This is a genomic window from Bradyrhizobium sp. BR 1433 (assembly GCF_051547665.1).
Lineage (GTDB): Bacteria > Pseudomonadota > Alphaproteobacteria > Rhizobiales > Xanthobacteraceae > Bradyrhizobium > Bradyrhizobium australafricanum.
Genome location: NZ_JBPUGG010000001.1, coordinates 667,956 through 686,684, shown reverse-complemented (window position 1 = coordinate 686,684; position 18,729 = coordinate 667,956). Strand labels below are relative to the sequence as shown.

Below are 18,729 nucleotides of genomic sequence, written 5' to 3'. Positions count from 1 at the left end.
ATGTCCTTCAAGGGAGACGATGATGGCAACGATCTTGGTGATGGACCACTCCGGCGACACGAGACAGCAGTTCGACCCCGACAACAGTGAGCAGCTGGCCTGGGCGAATGCCCGCTTCACCCAGCTCACGTCGGACGGCTACACCGCCGCAATCCGGCAAGCGACCGGAGAGGCGAAGTTGGTCCGCGCGCTCGATCCGACCGCCGAGGAAACCCTGTTCTATCCGAGGCTGGTCGGCGGCTGACGCCAATGCTCGCCCGTCTGCGCGAGATGTCCCTGCGGCCCGTGCTCCGGCGCGCCGCCGGCACGCTTAGCGCGACGCTGGCCGCGATCTGGGATCGCTGGCAGGCCTATGAGCGAATTGAGGCGCGCGGACTTGCGCTGCTGTGCGCGTGGCTGTCACCAGAGCAGCGGGCGCAGTTCGAAAAGTATAAGCGCTTCGACGTCATCGGCTCGGACTCCGGCAAGCGATACCGGATTTGCTACGGCACCTCGACCAACGTCTATGAGATGGACGGCGGCGATCGCATCGTGCTGGGCTGGTGCTTCCGGCCCGTCGGCGCGCTGGCGGCGGGCGACGTGATGCTTGCCCAGAAGATCGCGCTGGAAACCGACGAGCGCGGGACGCTCATGGTCGCCAAGCCATTCCCGAGCTCCATGCCGCCACGCGCAAATCTCCCTCCGGTCTGTTAGCGCTCGGTCTGCGCTGTCCCGCATGGCGCGAACTGTTGCGCGTTGCCGGGCGGAGGAACGTCGATCTTCCCGCCGGGTTGTCGGATGCCGACCTGCAATGGACCTCGCCATGCGCGTCAACACGTCGTCTTCGCTGAACCTGATCTTCCGCTCCTACCTTGCGGACTTGCGACAATGGATCACGCGCCTGGTGACCGGCTACGCATTTGCGTGCAGCTTCATGCTGGCGGGTGCGGTCTCGCTTCTGATCGCGATCGGGATCGGGGTTGGCGCGGCTTTCCACGCCCTTGAAATGCATTACGGCATCTGGATCGCATATGCCGCGATCGGCGGCGCCTTTGTCCTCCTCGGGATCCTGGGGCTGCTCATGGGCCGCGTGCTGCTCGCACGTCCTGCGCCGGCCGTGCCGCGCCCGGGCCGACAGGTCGACATGCTCAAGCGCGCGATCGCAGTGCCCGTCGCCGCGCGGCTGATCGCCACCACTCGGACGGGAGCAGGGGCGAGCGTAGATCCCACCACCCGCGCACTGGCCGCCGGGGCTGCAATCATGCTTGTCGGCTGGTTTGCTGCATCGCGCGCCCAGCGTCAGCGCGACGCGATCCAGGACTAGCGATGGCTACGCTGCGCAGTTGGACAAACGACCTGATGCTCGCCAGTGCAACGGCTCTGGCAACGTTGGCGATCTCTCGCCAGCTGTCCCGATCGGAGCGGCCGTCCGCTCGGGAGCAGGGCGTCGAACCCGCGCTGGCCGAAACGCAAGATCGTGGACGGCTCGCCGACACGCCGCTCGAGATTCCGACTGCCGGCTGGAAGGACATTCTCTTGCGCACCTATCAGCAGATCGACGAGGACCGTCTGCTGGCAACCGCGGCCGGCGTCGTGTTCTACGGCTTGCTGGCGATCTTCCCGGCGATCACCGCGCTGGTCTCGAGCTACGGCCTGTTCGCCGATCCGTCCACGATCTCATCGAACCTGCAGAGCCTGGCACTGATGCTGCCGGAAGGCTCGTTTGCGATCGTCCAGGACCAGATCGCGCGCGTGCTCGCGAAGGGGACCTCGACGCTCGGCCTGACCTTTGCCGCCGGCCTGCTGATCGCGATCTGGAGCGCCAATGCCGGCATGAAGGCGATCTTCGATGCGCTCAACGTCGTCTATGACGAGAAGGAAAAGCGCAGCTTCGTCAAACTCAATCTGATGTCCCTCTCGTTCACGATCGCCGGGCTGATTTCCATCATGCTGATGGTCGGAGCGGTGGTCGTCGTCCCGCTTCTGCTACAGCAGGTCGGACTGGGCACGACGGCCGAGCTCGTCATCCGGTTCGGACGGTGGCCGATCCTGGTGCTCCTGCTCCTCACCGCGCTCGCGGTGCTGTACCGCTATGGTCCGAGCCGAACAGGCCGCGCTGGCAGTGGCTCAGCGTCGGCGCCGTCGCAGCGGCCGTGCTGTGGCTGGCCGGTTCGGTGCTGCTCTCCTGGTATCTGGCGAACTTCGGCGATTACAACGCGACCTATGGCTCGCTGGGGGCTGCCATCGGTCTGATGACGTGGATGTGGATGTCCGCCATCATTGTGCTGTGCGGGGCAGAGCTGAATTCAGAGATCGAGCATCAGACCATGCTCGATTCGACCGAGGGCCGCCGCAAGCCGCTCGGAGCGCGTGGCGCAACCATGGCCGACACGGTCGGCAGGGCGTCTGAGCCGGCGCAGACCCCGCAGCAGCGCACCCGGCAATGAGCATAGGAACCAACGGCATGACCCGGGCTTATGCCAAAATGGTTGAGATCAACGTGCTGGAAAAACCGATCGAGCGGATCAAGCAAACCTGCGAGCTGATGGGCATCGCGGACAGGTTCGACCGCGCGCTTCCCGAACTCGAGACCTTCCTCGAAGCCGAGATCGCGCAGGGCGAAGTCCGCGAAGTCGAAGCTGACCCTTGACGGGCTCTGCTACCTGCGCCAGCTGCTGGCGCAGGCGTGAGGTATCGACATGGCATTCTCTGAGGAAATGAACCGATGCGTCGAGACCTGTCTGTCCTGCTATAGGACCTGTCTCGGCACGGCCATGAACCATTGTCTCGTCACCGGCGGCAAGCATGTCGAGCCGGCGCATTTCCGATTGATGATGGCTTGTGCGGAAATGTGCCGGACGGCGGCCCATTTCATGCTGATCAACACCCCGCACCACAAGCACACCTGCCGGGAATGCGCGGAGATCTGCGGTGAATGCGCCGAGGATTGCGAGCGCGTCGGCGGCATGGACGAATGCGTGGCGATGTGCCGTGCCTGCGCGGAATCCTGCCGCAAGATGGCGGCCTGACGGCGCGGGCTCCTCGTTCGGTCAATCGGAGCTGACGTAGTGGGCGCGCCAGAGCAGCGCCGTGACGATCAGGGCGATGACCCCGGCGGCAATCACGATCCACGGTACGTACTCGGCCATTGGCGCACCTGACGCTCCGCTTCGCGAGCTGGGCTTTTGCGAGCCTGGGCCGCGAAGCGGAGCCGTGTAAGTCTAGAGTTGCGCGTGCTGGGTGGTCGGGCGTGAGATCTGGCTGAGCGCCATGCCCGTACCATCGCTGGCCTGGATCAGGGCGATATCCCCGAGGGCGATGATTCCGACCAGGCGCTTGTCCCGGCTCAGCACCGGCAGGCGCCGAACCTGGATCGCACCCATGTTCTGTGCGATGTCGTCGAGATCCTGATCCTCGAAACAATACTTCACCTCGGCCGTCATGACGTCGCCGACCCGCAAGTCGGGGCCGCGACCCATTCCGATGCCGCGAAGCGCGATGTCGCGGTCCGTGATCATGCCGACCAGGCGCTCGCTATCGGTAACCGGCAGCAGGCCAACGCCAAGTGCTGCCATCGCTTCTGCGGCATCGCGGAGCGTATCGTCGGGGGTGCACAGCTGGACGTCAGGTGTCATCGCGTCGCAAACCTTCATGATAGCCTCTCCATTTGGCTGGTTGCGTCAACGGCCTAACGATGCCGCCCGGAACGGCGTTCCTAACAAGGCGAGGCGGATGGCAATGTTGGTCCAGGTCGGATGAAGCGGCATGTCCCGCTCCGTGCCTAGGCTACGCCGGGATAGGTCGCCGACTTCAGCAGGCGTGCAAGATGTGCCGCGTTGGCCGCAAGCATGGCGGTGGTCTGCACAGTCTTGTCGTAGGGCTTTTTGAGGTCCTTGTAGTGGGTCGGGGAGGGATCCTTGCCTCGCTTCAGCGTGTAGTTCAGCGCAATGGCTTTCAACGATCGGATGGCATCGCGTCGGCTCGTCTCTTTGGTAGCCAATGCAGGCTGGAACCGTTCGTTCCTATTGCGAAGGCCGCCGCGGAACGGCGGAGCCGAGCAGCGCGCAAAGCCGTTTGGCATCCGCCGGCGCTGCGCTCTTCTGGTCGTTGTCGAAATAGACATAGATGTCGCATCCCTGCCGCTTCCATCCGCGGATGCGTTTGGCCCAGTCGGAAAGCTCGGCCGGCTTGTAGTGCCCGCGATATCGGCCGCCCGGGCCGTGGCCGCGGACATAGACGAAATCCGCGGTCCGCTTCCACGGCGCCGGCGCGTCGTGATGATCGGAAATGCAGAGCGCGATATTGCGATCCGCCAGCAGCTTCAGGATATGCGGCTCGTACCAGCTGGGGTGGCGGAATTCGAACGCATAGCGCCGCCGCCGCTTCAACAGCTTCAGGAACGAGCCTAGCCGATCGGCATCGATCGTGAAGTTCGGCGGCAGCTGAAACAGGACCGGGCCGGCCTTGTTGCGCAGCAACGACAGACGCTCTTCCAGCAACTGGAGACTGTTGACCGAGTTCGCGGAGAGCCGCTTCCAGTGCGTGATGAATTTCGACGCCTTCCAGGCGAAGACGAAATCCGCATCGGTCGCATCGCGCCAGCCTGTCACCGCCTGTTCGGTCGGCGTGCGGTAGAAGACGCCGTTCAGCTCGAGTGGTCGGAAACTGCGTCGCGTAGTAGTCGAGTTGCCGCTTGAGCGGCAAGCCCCTAGGGAAGAACGGACCGCGCCAGGACGAATAGTGCCAGCCGGAGGTGCCAATCAATATGCGCGCCATACGATGGTCCAAGCGGTGGATCAGCTGTTGGATCAAGCCCTCGCTCTAACGCTTGGTGATCCCGTTGCGCTCGGCAAGGTCCGCTTCCCAGCCGAAGACCGAGCGGCCGTCGAGCGCAGGAGAACGGGCGCGCTCGTTCGCGACAAACGCCTCGAAGGAGGGGCCGGTGGCGGTTCGTTCCAACCTGCGGGCCTGATCGTCGAGTCGCTTCAGGGCCTGCATCTCCTCATCGCGGCCGAGCTTTGCCTGCTGCACGGCCGACTTCAGCACGCGGATGGTCTCGTCATAGACCTTGATCGGCACCGGGAAGGGATGACGGTCCTTGCCGCCATGGGCGAGCGAGAAGCGCGCCGGGTCGCGGAAGCGGTAGGGCGTCCCGTGAACGACCTCGGCAACCATCGCGAGCGACTGCACCGTGCGGGCGCCGACGCCGGGCGTCAGCAGCAGCTCGGGAAAATCCAGCGGCCCGCGATCGGCAGCCGCGGCCAGGGTGCCGTGCAGGCGGCGGACGAACACGTCGCTCGAGCGCACGTCGTGATGCGCGGGCATGATCAGGTGCAGGAGATCCGGTTGCGCGGTCGCGCTCTGCGTCAGCTCGGCATATTCGCGCGTGATGCCGTCCGGCCCAAGCGCAGCGAGCAGATCGAGCTGCGCCTGGCGTGAGCTTTCGGCGCGGTGATCGGTGAGATTGACGATCTCGCCCTGCGTCGGGCCGTCGATCGCGCTGTGCGGCTCGTCGACGAAGCTGCGCAGGCCTTCGGAGTGCCAGTGATAGCGGCGGGCCTGCCGCTTGTCGCCGTTCATGCCTTGCTGGACGACGGTCCATTTGCCGTCGTCGGTGACGAAGAAGCCGTGCAGGTAGAGCTCGAATCCGTCCTGCACCGCGGCGCTGTCGACCTTGGCCACCAGCCGGCTCGCGCGGGTCAGGGCGGCACCGTCGAATCCGACGCGGTCGCCAAGGGCGGACAGTTCATCGGGCGTGCGGCGCGAATGCTTGCCGCGCCCGCCGCAGACATCGATTCCGAGCTCGCCTTGCAGCGGCGCCAGACCTCGCTTCAGCGCGCCGATGACGCTGGTGGTGATGCCGGACGAGTGCCAGTCCATGCCCATCACGGCACCGAACGACTGGAACCAGAACGGATGCGACAGGCGCTGCAAAAAGGCATCGCGGCCGTAATGGTGGACGATGGCCTGGGTGATGATGCCGCCCAGCGTCGCCATGCGCGCCGCCAGCCATGGCGGCACGCGGCCGCCATGGAGCGGAAGATCGGCGCTGCCGGTGCGTCGGGCCATCGGGCTCCCAGATGCTGAATCGGCGTCCAATCTACCAGCAAATGCGAGCGCGTGTACAAAGCGGACGTCGCTTCATCGCGCGTCTCGTCAGGCAGCTTCGGCGTTGATGCCGCTGACGGCGAGCTTGGTGAGCGCTTCATCCGTCTTCTTTTCCTCGGCCAGGGTCTGGTCGATGAGCTTGACCGCATCCTTCATGCTGAGCCGGTTGGCCCAGGCCTTCAGGGTGCCGTAGCGGGCGATCTCGTAATGCTCGACCGCCTGGGCTGCCGAGAGCAGGCCCGCGTCGAGCGCCGGCGTGTCGGCATACTCCTCCATGATCTCCTTGCCCTCGTCGATGATGCCCTCGATGGCGTCGCACTTCTTGCCGCGCGCCGGCTTGCCCATCAGGTCGAAGATCTGCTCGAGCCGCTCGATCTGTCCTTCGGTCTCGTCATGATGCTTCTCGAACGCCGCACGCAGATCGTCGGACTCGGCGGCCTTGGCCATCCGCGGCAACGCCTTCAGGATCTGCTTTTCCGCGTAATAAATGTCCTTGAGGGTATCGAGGAAGAGGGCGCTGAGATCTTTGTCCGGCATTGGTCGCTCCGTGAGTTGGGTGAATATTCCGGAGTGCCAACACGAGTGCGGAAAACAAGTTCCTATCCTTGATCGATGCGCGGCAAAGCGCCTCCTTGGTTGTCGCGCATTCAAGCGCGTCACGATGGAGCTTGGTCGGATTGCGAAGTCTCGGATTGCGAAGTCTTGCCGCAACGTGGTTACGGAACGAAGCCTCGGCCGGCCCGTTGGTCGGTCTCAACGTTCAAGGGAGAACCGCGATGGATTGGAATCGTGTTGAAGGCAACTGGAAGCAGGTCAAAGGTAAGGTCAAGGAGCAGTGGGGCAAGCTCACCGACGACGATCTCGATGTGATCGACGGCAAGCAGGACCAGCTCGAGGGCCGTCTGCAGCAGCGCTACGGCTATGCCAAGGATCAAGCTGCCAAGGAAGTGAACGACTGGTACGGCCGCCAGAAATGGTGAACGGGACCGCGTTCCGGGCCCCGCTTCGGCGGGGCCTCTTGCGTCCTGGGCGGCTGAGCCTGCGTGTGACGGCATCCGGTCGGCGCGCGCAGGAGTGAGCGATGGGACAGCTTCTGAGTCCGCCAAGTCCGCGCGCGGCGCACCTTTGCATCGACATGCAGCGGCTGTTCGAACCCGGGGCGCCCTGGGCGACGCCCTGGATGGACCGCGTGCTGCCGCGCATCGTCGAACTGGCGCGGCATGCGCCTGAGCGTACCGTATTCACCCGCTTCATTCCGCCGCGCTCGAAGCACGACGCGCGGGGGATTTGGCGGGCTTATTACGAGAAATGGGAATGCGTGACCCGCGAGCGGCTCGATCCGGAGTTGATCGAGCTCGTGCCGGCGCTCGCCGCCTGTGTGCCGCCGGCCGCCATCATCGACCGGCCGATCTATAACGCGTTCGGTAATGGGCGCCTGCAGGCTCATCTCGATGCGCATGGGATCGATACGGTGATCGTGTCGGGCGGTGAGACCGACGTGTGCGTGCTCGCCACCGTGCTGGCCGCGATCGATATCGGCTACCGGGTGATCGTGGCCGAGGACGCCCTGTGCAGCTCTTCCGATCAAAGCCATGACGCGCTGCTGCAGCTCTATGCCGAACGCTTCAGCATCCAGATCGAGGTGGCATCCACGGCCGACATCCTCCGGATGTGGACCCTCGACGACTGAGCGATCGCGCCGGCTACAGCGGGCTGCTGCTCTCGCTCATCCAGCTCTGAGCCCAGGCGCGACCAGAGCAGGGTGCTTGCGCTCGGACAGTTCGTGCCGCCGTTCTCCGCGTTGCTGAGGGCGAAGCCGCGGTCAGACCCGCGCGCGCCCATGAAGCTCAGCCGCGCGTCCGCCGCCGTATCCAATCCAACACGACCAGCCGGTAATCGGCGCCGGCTCTCAGTCCGGTATCGGCCAGAGGGTCGAGATGCTTGATGCCACCGGGCGGCCGACGCAATCATGGTGACGCCGAGCAAGCTAAGCGCGCGCGCCAACCTTGGCTCATCGCTCGACCGCTGAAAGGTGGGACTGGGCCGTCGATCGGCAAGCCGCTGCCAAGGTTCCTGATTCTCCGCCGTGCGTCGAAGTGAGTGAGCGGAGCCACGGTGTAGCTGCCGCGGCGACCTGATATCCGTAATTCGCATAAGGTATATTATGGAATATTTATATCTACAATTAGATCAGATATTTAGTGGGAGATCTTCGCACTGGTCCGCAAGTTGGCGTGTGGCTGATGTGCCCAAGCCGGTCGTCCAGCCCGTGCTGATGCCGCCACGATCCACGCGCGCGCATCTCGTCTGAAAGCCGATATTGCCGCCGCGTACGGACGCTGCAATAAGCCCCAGCTGTGCAGAGATCGCTGGTGACCCCGCGGCATCAGGTCCGTATAGGATGGCATCTCAGAACAACAACAAGCCTCTTGAGGGAGCAACCAATGAGCTTTTCACGACGCACGCTGCTGAAGGTTTCCGCCGCTTCCGCCGTCCTCGGCGGGATCGGCGCGCCCTATGTCGCGCGCGCCCAGTCGGCCGAATTCTCTGTACAAGTTCGCCAACAACCTGCCGGAGTCGCATCCGTTCGTGGCGCGCGCCCGGGAGATGGCCGCGGCGATCAAGACCGAGACCAACGGCCGGTTTGACCTGCAGGTGTTCCCGAACAGCCAGCTCGGTTCCGATACCGACATGCTGAGCCAGGTGCGCTCCGGCGGCGTCGAGTTCTTCACGCTGTCCGGCCTGATCCTGGCGACCCTGGTGCCGGCGGCCTCGATCAACGGCATCGGCTTCGCATTCCCGGACTATCCCACGGTCTGGAAGGCGATGGACGGCGAGCTCGGCGCCTATGTGCGCGGCGAGATCAACAAGGCCGGCCTCGAGGTCATGGAGAAGATCTGGGACAACGGCTTCCGCCAGACCACGTCGTCGACCAAGCCGATCACCGGTCCTGACGATCTCAAGGGCTTCAAGATCCGCGTGCCGGTGTCGCCGCTGTGGACCTCGATGTTCAAGGCGTTCGATGCATCGCCCGCCTCGATCAATTTCAGCGAGGTCTATTCGGCGCTGCAGACCAAGATCGTCGAAGGCCAGGAGAACCCGCTGGCGCTGATCTCGGCGGCGAAGCTCTACGAGGTGCAGAAATACTGCTCGATGACCAACCACATGTGGGACGGCTTCTGGTTCCTGATGAACCGCAGAGCCTGGGCGGCGCTGCCGGACGATATCAAGACCATCGTCGCCAAGAACGTCAACGCGGCCGCCGTCAAGGAGCGTGAGGATACCGAGAAGCTGAACGCCACCGTGAAGCAGGAGCTCACGGGCAAGGGGCTCGTCTTCAACCAGCCCGAGGTCGGGCCGTTCCGCGACAAGCTCCGCACCGCCGGCTTCTACGCCGAGTGGAAGGGCAAGTACGGCGAGAAGGCCTGGGATCTGCTCGAGAAGTCCGTCGGCAAACTGTCCTGATCGATCAAATCAAGCAGGAGGCTTGCCATGGCTCATGTCGAGATGACGCCGGCCGTGGCCGGCGAGGCGGCGTCGCAGCCCCCTCGCCGCCGCTCCGTCCTCGGTTCCATCGACGCGGCGCTCGGGATGCTGGTGGAAATCCCGGCGGCGATCCTTGTCGTCGCCGAGGTCGTGATCCTGTTCGCCGGCGTGGTGTCGCGCTACGTGCTCCATGCGCCGCTGATCTGGTCCGATGAACTGGCGTCGATCCTGTTCCTGTGGCTCGCGATGCTCGGCTCGGCGGTGGCGTTTCGCCGCGGCGAGCACATGCGGATGACGGCGCTGGTCGCAAGTGCGGGACCGCGGCTGTGGGCCTATCTCGACGTCGTCGCGACCTGCGCCGCGCTGGCGTTCCTGATCCTGATCGTGCGGCCGGCCTATGAATACGCCTACGAGGAAAGCTTCATCACCACGCCGGCGCTGCAGATATCCAACACCTGGCGCGCGGCGGCGCTGCCGGTCGGCACCTGCCTGATGGCGCTGTTCGCGCTGCTGCGGCTGGCGCGGGTCGGCGATTTCAGGACCTTCCTGCTGGCCGCGCTGACCGTAGCTGCGCTGATCGGGCTGTTCTGGCTGGCACAGCCGATGCTGCGGCCGCTCGGCAATCTCAACCTGATCATCTTCTTCGTCGGCGTGGTCGGCTTCTGCGTGTTCGCCGGCGTACCGATCGGCTTTGCCTTCGGCATGGCGATCTTCGGCTACCTGGCGCTGACCACGCGGACGCCGCTGATGGTGCTGGTCGGCCGGATGGACGAGGGCATGAGCCATCTGATCCTGCTGTCGGTGCCGCTGTTCGTCTTCCTCGGTCTCCTGATCGAGATGACCGGCATGGCGCGGGCCATGGTGGCGTTCCTGGCGAGCCTGCTCGGCCATGTCCGCGGCGGCCTGCATTACGTGCTGGTCGGCGCCATGTATCTGGTTTCCGGCATCTCCGGATCGAAGGCCGCGGACATGGCCGCGGTCGCGCCCGTGCTGTTCCCGGAAATGAAGCAGCGCGGCGCCAAGCCGGGCGATCTGGTCGCCCTGCTCGCCGCCACCGGCGCGCAGACCGAAACCATTCCGCCGAGCCTCGTGCTGATCACGATCGGCTCGGTGACCGGCGTCTCGATCTCGGCGCTGTTCACCGGCGGCCTGCTGCCGGGCGTGGTGCTGGCGATCACGCTGTCGGGCCTGGTGTGGTGGCGCTACCGCGGCGAAGACCGCAGCCACGTCCAGCGCGCCACAGGCAGCGAGATCGGCAAGGCGTTCGTGTTCGCCCTGCCCGCATTGGCCCTGCCCTTCGTGATCCGCTACGCCGTGGTCGAAGGCATCGCCACCGCCACCGAAGTCTCGACCATCGGCATCGTCTACGCCTTCGTCATCGGCCTCTTGATCTACCGCAAGTTCAACTGGCGGCGGCTGTTGCCGATGCTGATCGACACGGCGTGCCTGTCGGGGGCGATCCTGTTCATCATCGGTACCGCGACCGGCATGGCCTGGGGCCTGACCCAGTCGGGCTTCTCGCGGGCGCTGGCGGCGGCGATGACCGGGCTGCCCGGCGGGTCGGCGACCTTCATCGCGGTCTCGATCCTGGCCTTCGTGATCCTCGGCAGCGTGCTCGAGGGCATCCCGGCGATCGTGCTGTTCGGGCCGCTGCTGTTTCCGATTGCGCACCAGGTCGGCGTCCACGAGGTGCACTACGCCATGATCATCATCCTGGCGATGGGCATCGGGCTGTTCGCGCCGCCGTTCGGGGTCGGCGTATCATGCCGCCTGCGCCATCGGGCGCGTCGATCCGGCCGAGGGTATCCGGCCGATCTGGGGTTACATGCTGGCGCTGTTGATCGGCCTGATCATCGTCGCCATCTTCCCTGGATATCGATCGGTTTCCTGTAAAGCACCTTGCGGATGGGATAGAGCCATGAGTGCAGCTCAGAACCAGTACTCGATCGGGTTGGACAAGACGCCGGCCAACTACGTGCCGCTCTCGCCGCTGAGCTTCCTGGCGCGCTCGGCTGCCGTCTATCCCGACCATCTCAGCGTGGTCTATGAGGGCCGCAGCTTCACCTGGAAGGAGACCTACGAGCGCTGCAGGCGCTTTGCGTCCTATCTCGCGGGCCATGGCATCGGCCATGGCGACACGGTCGCGGCGATGCTGCCGAACATTCCGGCGATGAACGAATTGCACTTCGCCGTGCCGATGACCGGCGCGGTGCTCAACGCGCTCAACATTCGCCTCGACGCGGCGTCGATCGCGTTCCAGCTCGAGCATGGCGGCGCAAAGATCATTCTGGTCGATCCCGAATTCTCCGGCGTGATCGCGGAGGCCCTGACCCTGATGAAGGGCGCAAAGCCGTTCGTGATCGACGTCGATGACGCGGCCTTCGGCGTTGGCAAGCGGATCGGCGAGATCGAGTATGAGGCGGCGGTCGCGGCGGGCGATCCCGGCTTCGTGGAACGGCCGCCGGCCGACGAATGGGATGCGATCGCGCTGAGCTACACGTCGGGCACGACGGGCAATCCCGAGGGCGTCGTGACGCATCACCGCGGCGCCTATCTCAACGCGGTCAGCAACATCCTAGCCGGCAATCTCGGCCAGCATCCGGTCTATCTCTGGACGCTGCCGATGTTTCATTGCAACGGCTGGTGCTTCCCCTGGACGATCGCGGCGGCCGCCGGCGTCAATGTCTGCCTGCGCAAGGTCGACCCGGCCAAGATCTTCGAACTGATCCCGAGGCACGGCGTCACCCACATGTGCGGCGCGCCGATCGTCTACAACACGCTGATCAACGCGCCCGATGCGCCAAAGGCCGGCAAGGCAAAGCCCGTTGTCGGCCTGATCGCCGGCGCGGCGCCGCCGGTTGCCGTCCTCGAGGGTGGCGAGCGCATCGGCATCGAGCTGACTCACGTCTACGGGTTGACCGAGGTCTATGGCCCCGCCTCGGTCTGCGCCGAGCAGCCGGGCTGGGACGAGCTGTCTGCTGATGCGCGCGCGCAGCTGAAGCGGCGCCAGGGCGTGTCCTATCCGCTCCAGGAAGGCGTCACGGTTCTCGATCCGGAGACCATGCGCGAGGTGCCGCGCGACGGCGAGACCATCGGCGAGGTCATGTTCCGCGGCAACATCGTGATGAAGGGCTATTTGAAGAACGCGAAGGCGACGCAGGAAGCCTTTGCCGGCGGCTGGTTTCACACCGGCGATCTCGGCGTGCTCGACGAGCACGGTTACGTCATCATCAAGGACCGCTCCAAGGACATCATCATCTCCGGCGGCGAGAACGTCTCCTCCGTCGAGGTCGAGGACATCCTCTACAAGCACCCGGCGGTGCTGTTTGCGGCGGTCGTGGCCAAGCCCGACCCGAAATGGGGTGAAGTGCCCTGCGCCTTCATCGAACTGAAGGACGGCGCCAAGGCGACCGAGGCCGAGATCATCGCCTATTGCCGCGAGCACATGTCGGGGTTCAAGACGCCGAAATCCGTGGTGTTCGGCGTGATCCCGAAGACCTCGACCGGCAAGATCCAGAAATTCCTGCTGCGCAACCAGGTCGGATCGGCCAAGGCGATCTCGGCCTGACAGCGCCACATACCCGCTGTCGTCCCGGGTGTAGCGCGCAAAATCGAATGGCACCGGGCGCAAGTTCCATTTGTTCACCCCTTTGCTAGGCCGTCTGACTACCCGAAGGCCGTCTTACTGCGCCAAAGGAGTTCCGGGAGCCTTCCTTTGCTGACGGAATTTCTTGGGAGCGACTACGCCTCCATCGCAGCTGTCCAAATGTAAGTACCAAGCGCCGGGGCAGTTCTGTCCGGTTGGACTCCCACATGTCCAATTGTACGTTGACCACTGCTGTACGCTTTGAAAGTGTTGTTGACCCCACGGAATGGTGCGGTTCGAAGAGCCATATTGGCCGTTCGACCCGAAGCAGATGTGGAGATATGCGGTCGTCCCGACCGCGCAGCCGTTGACCCGATGGCCCATACCTGAACAGCTTCTTCTCAAATCTCAGTACTGCGGCGCTGTTTGCCGCGAGCATTGGAGCGCAGATGGAAGCGACGACCGCAGCAAACGCAAAATTGCGACGTGACATATTCCTCTCCTCAATATCGTCGAGAAGCATGGCTGGAGCTACACTGGCTCGCGCGGCTGGCGCAGCCGCGTGATCTTCGACACCAACGTCAACATGGCTTATGCCGCCGGTCGCTGGGAGCAGATTCAGCAGGTCAAGGCGCAGCGGCCTTACCTGATGTACAAGCATCTTCCTGGGCAGGCGCACCCGCGCGCAGAGCATGAGGCCTGGGACGGCACCATTCCTGCCGGTCGACAATCCCTGGTGGCAGACCCATTTCCCGCCCAACGGGTGGTTCTGCCACTGCTGGGTCGAAAGCCTCTCCGACGCCGACCTCGATCGCTTCGGTTATCAGTTGTCGGACCAAGCGCCGCCGTCGCGCCTGGTGCCTCATCTAGTCGGTGGCCGGACAGTCATGGTGCCCGAAGAGTATCGATCCTGGCTTTGCCTATCGACCGGGCGAGCAACCGGCGGCAATCGATGAAAAGTGAAGGGCTATCCGACCTTTATCAGAAGGCTGCAATGTCCGCTTTCGGAAGCCCAGCCGACCAAGTTCAAGCGGATCGCCGTAGTCGGATTTTGACCCGAAGCGGAATAGCTTGATCTAGATCAATCCTTGCTCAGGTCGACCTGTCTCGAATGCCAGGTCCGCGAACGTTATTGCGGTCTAAGCACCTGCGTTCAAGGACCTCGCTGACACAAGCCATACAGTTGCTGCACAGGAGGAGACGGATCGTGAAGAATTCCGCGCTGTTGCTCTCTGCCGCCACGCTAACGATACTCACAACAGTACCGACTTTGGCGCAACAAATCACCGGCACGCCGGGGTCGCCCGGCGCGACAACGACGATCGACGGAAAATATCTTCCGCCGCCGCCGCCGAAGTTCGGCGGCGAGATCAACCTGCAAGCCGACCAGTCGAAGCCGTATTGGCAGCCGCAGGTGGTCCCGCCAAAGGGCGCGCCGAACGTGCTGCTGATCATGACCGACGATCAGGGCTATGGCGTTTCGGGCACGTTCGGTGGCGTGATCCCGACGCCGGCGATGGACCGCATCGCCAACGCGGGCCTGCGCTATACGCAGATGCACTCGACCTCGCTGTGCTCACCGTCGCGGGCGGCGTTGATCACCGGGCGCAATCACCACTCGGTCGGATCTGGTATTATTTCCGAGCAGTCCACCGGTTATCCCGGCTACAATTTTGTCATCGGGCCGGACAACGCCACCATCGGCAACATTCTCAAGCAGAACGGTTACGCAACATCCTGGTTCGGCAAGAACCACAATACGCCGAGCTACCAGATCAGCGCCGCCGGCCCGTTCGAACAATGGCCGAGCGGTATGGGCTTCGATTACTTCTACGGCTTCATGGGCGGCGAGACCGACCAGCGGAATCCTTGGCTGTACCAAAACACGACGGCAGATTTTCCCCTTTACCGGAAAGCCTGACTACAACCTCATCACCGATATGGCGGATGAGGCGATCAGCCATATGCGGAAGCTTAACGCGAGTGCCCCCGACAAGCCATTCCTCGTCTACTACGTCCCCGGCGGCAGCCACTCGCCTCATCAGCCGAAGAAGGAGTGGAGCGACAAGTTCAAGGGCAAGTTCGACATGGGCTGGAACGCCATGCGCGAGCAGATTATTGCCAACCAGAAGCGGCTCGGGGTCATTCCGGCAAATGCACAGCTCACGCCCTGGCCGGACGAACTGCCAAAATGGGACACGCTCTCAGCCGACGAGAAGAAGCTGTTCGCGCGTCAGGCGGAGGTGTTTGCCGGTTACACGGCCTACACGGACCGATGAAATCGGCCGCGTCATCCAGGCAGTCGAGGATTTGGGTAAGCTCGACAACACGCTGATCATCTACATCAGCGGTGACAACGGCACGAGCGCGGAAGGCACGACGCGGGGGACGTTCAACCAGTACACCGCCTACAACGGCATCCTCGATCTGCCGATCGCCGAACAGATGAAGCAGTACGATGCGTGGGGCTCGGCCACGACCTATCCGCACATGTCGGTGGCGTGGTCGTGGGCGTTCGATACGCCGTTCAAGTGGACCAAGCAGGTAGCGTCACACTTCGGCGGCACCCGGCAGGGCATGGCGATATCCTGGCCGGCTCGCATCAAGGATACCGGCGGCATCCGTACCCAGTTCCACCACTTTATCGACATCGTGCCGACCATTCTTGAAGCAGCAGGGATACCGGCGCCGTTGATGGTCAACGGCATCGCGCAAAAGCCAATTGAGGGTGTGAGCATGGCCTACACCTTCGACAAGGCGAACGCCAACGCGCCGTCGACGCGCAAGACACAGTATTTCGAGATGTTCGCGAACCGCGCGCTGTACCACGACGGCTGGATCGCCACGACGACACCGCCTGCGCCGCCCTGGCTCCTTGGCACGGTGAAACTGCCTACAGACATCGTCGATGGATACAAATGGGAGCTTTACAACCTGACTGAGGACTACTCCGAGTACAACGATCTTGCTGCCAAGAGGCCAGACAAGCTGCGCGAGTTGCAGGAACTTTTCCTGGTGGAAGCGACGAAGTACAACGTGCTCCCGCTCGACAACTCGGTCCTTCAGCGTGTTGTCACGCCAAGGCCAAGCGCGACGGCAGGACGGAGCACCTTCGCCTACTCCGGAGAGCTATCCGGCGTGCCCTACAGCGACGCACCCGACATCCTGAACAAGTCCTATACCATCACCGCTGAAGTGGACGTTCCGCAGGACGGCGGCGATGGGATGATCGTCACAATGGGAGGCCGTTTCGGCGGCTATGGCCTGTATCTGCTCAAGAGCAAGCCCGTCTTCACTTACAACTTCCTCGATCTTGAACGCTTCCGCTGGGAAGGTCAGCAGGCGCTCACGCCGGGCAAGCACATCATCGTTTTCGACTTCAAATACGACGGTCCCGGCTTCGGCAAAGGCGGAACCGGCGTTCTCAAGGTGGATGACAAGGACGTTGCCACCAACAAGTTGCCGCACACAGCGCCATTCCTCCTCACCATCGATGAAACGTTCGATGTGGGCGTCGATAGCCGCACGTCCGTCGACGACAAGGATTACCAGTTGCCGTTCCGCCTCGCAGGCAAGCTCAACAAGCTCACCTTCAAACTCGGACCGGTGCAGCTTACGGCTGACGAGCAGCGGGCGATCCAACACGCCCGCGCCAGCGCGACGCATAACTAACTTGGCCGTCGGGACGGGCGTCCTTTTCGCCGGATGCCCGTTTCCAATTGCTGTGGACGGATCCGGTTCGGCCGTAATGGGGCGGCTTTTGACTCGGAGCAGACATCCGCTCCCGCAGTTCGTATGTGTCTGCATTAGCCCAGCCCTAGGTTACCGATTGTATTGCAAAGCTGGAGCGACAGCTTACTTCAACAACGATGCCCTGTGGTTATGGTTCCTGCTCCCGTGCGCAATTGCGCACTAGGCAGGGACGACAGCGAGTATGTGGCGCCTCGCTCTGGATCAATTGGGTTTTCAGCCTGCCCGGTCGAGCGTCAGCCGCATGCCGTCATGGGCCGGGATGACGTCGGCCGGCAGGCTCTGCCGCAGCACCTCGTAGTCGAGGTCGGAATGCATGTTGGTGATGACCGCGCGCTTCGGCTTGAAGCGCTCGATCCACGACAGCGCGTCCGCAACGCTGAAATGGCTGGGATGCTGCGCATAGCGCAAGCCGTCGACGATCCAGAGATCGAGACCTTCGAGCGCCGGCCAGCTCTCCTGGGGATGTCGTGCAGATCGGGCGTATAGGCGGCGCCGCCGATGCGGTAGCCGAGCGCCGGGATCTTGCCATGATGAACCAGGAAGGCCGCGAGCTTCAGCGGGCCGCCCTTCCCCTGGACCGTATGGCTCTCGCCGGCCTCGATCGAATGCCGCGTCAGGATCGGCGGATAGCTCGCTGCCTTCCGGCGAGATGAAGCAATAGGAGAACCGCGCCATCATGTCCTTCGCGGTCGACTGGTTGAAGTAGACCGGGATGCGGCGGCGCTGATGCAGTACGACCGAGCGTAAATCGTCGATGCCGTGGGTCTGGTCGGCATGCTCGTGCGTCAGGAACACCGCGTCGATGTGCTCGACATTGCTGTCGATCAGCTGCTCGCGCAGATCGGGCGAAGTGTCGATCACGACCCGCGTGGTGCCGTGCTCCATGGTGCGCTCGGCCATGATCGAGCAGCGGCGGCGGCGGTTCTTGGGATTGCCGGGATCGCAGGCGCCCCAGCCGAGTGCCGGGCGCGGCACGCCGGCGGACGAGCCGCAGCCCAGAATGGTCAGTGTCAGCGTCATGCAGCAACCTTCGGCGCCGGCACCTTGGAGAACAGCCGGAAGAAGTTTTCGGTGGTCTGTCGCGAGATCTCCTCCAGGGAGACGCCGCGCGTTTCCGCGAGCACCCTGGCGACCTCGACGACATAGGACGGCTCGTTGCGCTTGCCGCGGAATTTGCCGGGCGCAAGATACGGCGCGTCGGTCTCGACCATGATGCGGTCGGCCGGCAGCTCGGCTGCCAGCGCGCGCAGCGCGTCCGACTTCTTGAAGGTCAGGATGCCCGTGAACGAGATCGACAGCCCAAGCGCGATCGCCTTCATCGCGAGTTCGCGCCCGCCGGTGTAGCAGTGCAGAACCGCCTTGAACGGGCCCTTCGCGACCTCGTCCTCCAGGATGCGGCCGCAATCCTCATCGGCCTCCCTGGTATGGATGACCAGCGGCAGGCCGGTCTCGCGCGCCGCTGCGATGTGCGCGCGAAAGCCGCGCTCCTGCGCCTCGCGCGAACCGTGCTCGTAGAAATAATCGAGCCCTGCCTCGCCGAGCGCCACGACCTTCGGATGCTTCGTCAACTCGATCAGTTCGCTGGCCGGGATGCCGTCCTCTTCGTCGGCATGATGCGGATGGGTGCCGACCGAGCAGTAGACGTCGGGGAAGCGCTCCGTGATCGCGAGCAGGCCGCCGAGCCGCCTCACCCGGGTCGAGATCGTGACCATGCGGCCGATGCCGGCCGCTTCGGCGCGTCCGACGATCCCGTCGAGATCGTCGGCGAAATCGGGAAAGTCGAGATGGCAGTGACTGTCGACCAGCATGAATTTCGA

At 63.9% G+C, this 18,729-nt stretch carries 14 protein-coding genes and 5 pseudogenes; 12 read left to right on the top strand and 7 right to left on the bottom strand.

The window, feature by feature from the left end:
- The first annotated feature begins 22 nt into the window (after positions 1 to 22).
- The 6 genes and pseudogenes from ACSKB9_RS03425 (at position 23) to ACSKB9_RS03400 (ending at position 3,008) form a co-directional block, all read left to right on the top strand.
- Entirely contained in the window at positions 23 to 244 is a 222-nt protein-coding gene (locus ACSKB9_RS03425; RefSeq protein WP_050385371.1) for a hypothetical protein, read from the top strand.
- A 5-nt stretch (positions 245 to 249) separates the two neighbouring features.
- Complete coding sequence (locus ACSKB9_RS03420) at positions 250 to 693, top strand: hypothetical protein (RefSeq protein ID WP_438071668.1); 444 nt, start codon at positions 250 to 252, stop codon at positions 691 to 693.
- Positions 694 to 790: 97 nt separating this feature from the next.
- On the top strand, positions 791 to 1,303 hold the full coding sequence (locus ACSKB9_RS03415; protein WP_438071666.1) for a hypothetical protein: 513 nt from the start codon (positions 791 to 793) through the stop codon (positions 1,301 to 1,303).
- A 2-nt stretch (positions 1,304 to 1,305) separates the two neighbouring features.
- Positions 1,306 to 2,426 (top strand): annotated as a pseudogene (locus ACSKB9_RS03410) (YihY/virulence factor BrkB family protein).
- Between the two features lie 17 nt (positions 2,427 to 2,443).
- A complete protein-coding gene (locus ACSKB9_RS03405; RefSeq protein WP_438071664.1) occupies positions 2,444 to 2,629 on the top strand; it encodes a hypothetical protein in 186 nt (61 codons plus the stop codon).
- A gap of 49 nt (positions 2,630 to 2,678) precedes the next feature.
- The gene (locus ACSKB9_RS03400; RefSeq protein WP_028331985.1) at positions 2,679 to 3,008 is read left to right on the top strand and encodes a four-helix bundle copper-binding protein; all 330 of its coding nucleotides are present in this window, start codon (positions 2,679 to 2,681) and stop codon (positions 3,006 to 3,008) included.
- Positions 3,009 to 3,200: 192 nt separating this feature from the next.
- Here ACSKB9_RS03400 and ACSKB9_RS03395 read toward each other — a convergent pair whose 3' ends face one another.
- From ACSKB9_RS03395 to ACSKB9_RS03375, 5 genes and pseudogenes are all read right to left on the bottom strand, one after another.
- Complete coding sequence (locus ACSKB9_RS03395; protein ID WP_438071662.1) at positions 3,201 to 3,632, bottom strand: CBS domain-containing protein; 432 nt, start codon at positions 3,630 to 3,632, stop codon at positions 3,201 to 3,203.
- Between the two features lie 128 nt (positions 3,633 to 3,760).
- Complete coding sequence (locus ACSKB9_RS03390) at positions 3,761 to 3,937, bottom strand: hypothetical protein (RefSeq protein WP_156436346.1); 177 nt, start codon at positions 3,935 to 3,937, stop codon at positions 3,761 to 3,763.
- 64 nt (positions 3,938 to 4,001) lie between these two features.
- Positions 4,002 to 4,755, bottom strand: a pseudogene (locus ACSKB9_RS03385) (DUF72 domain-containing protein).
- A gap of 45 nt (positions 4,756 to 4,800) precedes the next feature.
- The gene (locus ACSKB9_RS03380) at positions 4,801 to 6,048 is read right to left on the bottom strand and encodes a DUF763 domain-containing protein (protein ID WP_438071661.1); all 1,248 of its coding nucleotides are present in this window, start codon (positions 6,046 to 6,048) and stop codon (positions 4,801 to 4,803) included.
- A gap of 87 nt (positions 6,049 to 6,135) precedes the next feature.
- Entirely contained in the window at positions 6,136 to 6,624 is a 489-nt protein-coding gene (locus ACSKB9_RS03375; protein WP_028344048.1) for a YciE/YciF ferroxidase family protein, read from the bottom strand.
- 239 nt (positions 6,625 to 6,863) lie between these two features.
- On the opposite strand from ACSKB9_RS03375, the gene ACSKB9_RS03370 reads away from it, so the two are divergent.
- The 6 genes and pseudogenes from ACSKB9_RS03370 (at position 6,864) to ACSKB9_RS03345 (ending at position 16,831) form a co-directional block, all read left to right on the top strand.
- Positions 6,864 to 7,067 (top strand): CsbD family protein, encoded by a 204-nt coding sequence (locus tag ACSKB9_RS03370; RefSeq protein WP_028331989.1) that lies wholly within the window; start codon positions 6,864 to 6,866, stop codon positions 7,065 to 7,067.
- A gap of 101 nt (positions 7,068 to 7,168) precedes the next feature.
- Positions 7,169 to 7,777 (top strand): cysteine hydrolase family protein, encoded by a 609-nt coding sequence (locus tag ACSKB9_RS03365; RefSeq protein WP_438071659.1) that lies wholly within the window; start codon positions 7,169 to 7,171, stop codon positions 7,775 to 7,777.
- Between the two features lie 754 nt (positions 7,778 to 8,531).
- Positions 8,532 to 9,552, top strand: a pseudogene (locus tag ACSKB9_RS03360) (TRAP transporter substrate-binding protein).
- Between the two features lie 27 nt (positions 9,553 to 9,579).
- Positions 9,580 to 11,466, top strand: a pseudogene (locus tag ACSKB9_RS03355) (TRAP transporter large permease).
- 25 nt (positions 11,467 to 11,491) lie between these two features.
- Complete coding sequence (locus tag ACSKB9_RS03350; protein WP_438071657.1) at positions 11,492 to 13,141, top strand: acyl-CoA synthetase; 1,650 nt, start codon at positions 11,492 to 11,494, stop codon at positions 13,139 to 13,141.
- A gap of 1,240 nt (positions 13,142 to 14,381) precedes the next feature.
- Positions 14,382 to 16,831, top strand: a pseudogene (locus tag ACSKB9_RS03345) (arylsulfatase).
- Positions 16,832 to 17,125: 294 nt separating this feature from the next.
- Here ACSKB9_RS03345 and ACSKB9_RS03340 read toward each other — a convergent pair.
- Positions 17,126 to 17,932, bottom strand: coding sequence for an MBL fold metallo-hydrolase (locus ACSKB9_RS03340; RefSeq protein ID WP_438071655.1), 807 nt, complete (start codon positions 17,930 to 17,932; stop codon positions 17,126 to 17,128).
- On the bottom strand, positions 17,929 to 18,720 hold the full coding sequence (locus ACSKB9_RS03335) for a TatD family hydrolase (protein ID WP_057018720.1): 792 nt from the start codon (positions 18,718 to 18,720) through the stop codon (positions 17,929 to 17,931). Before ACSKB9_RS03335 ends, ACSKB9_RS03340 begins: the two co-directional genes overlap by 4 nt.
- Positions 18,721 to 18,729: the final 9 nt, after the last annotated feature.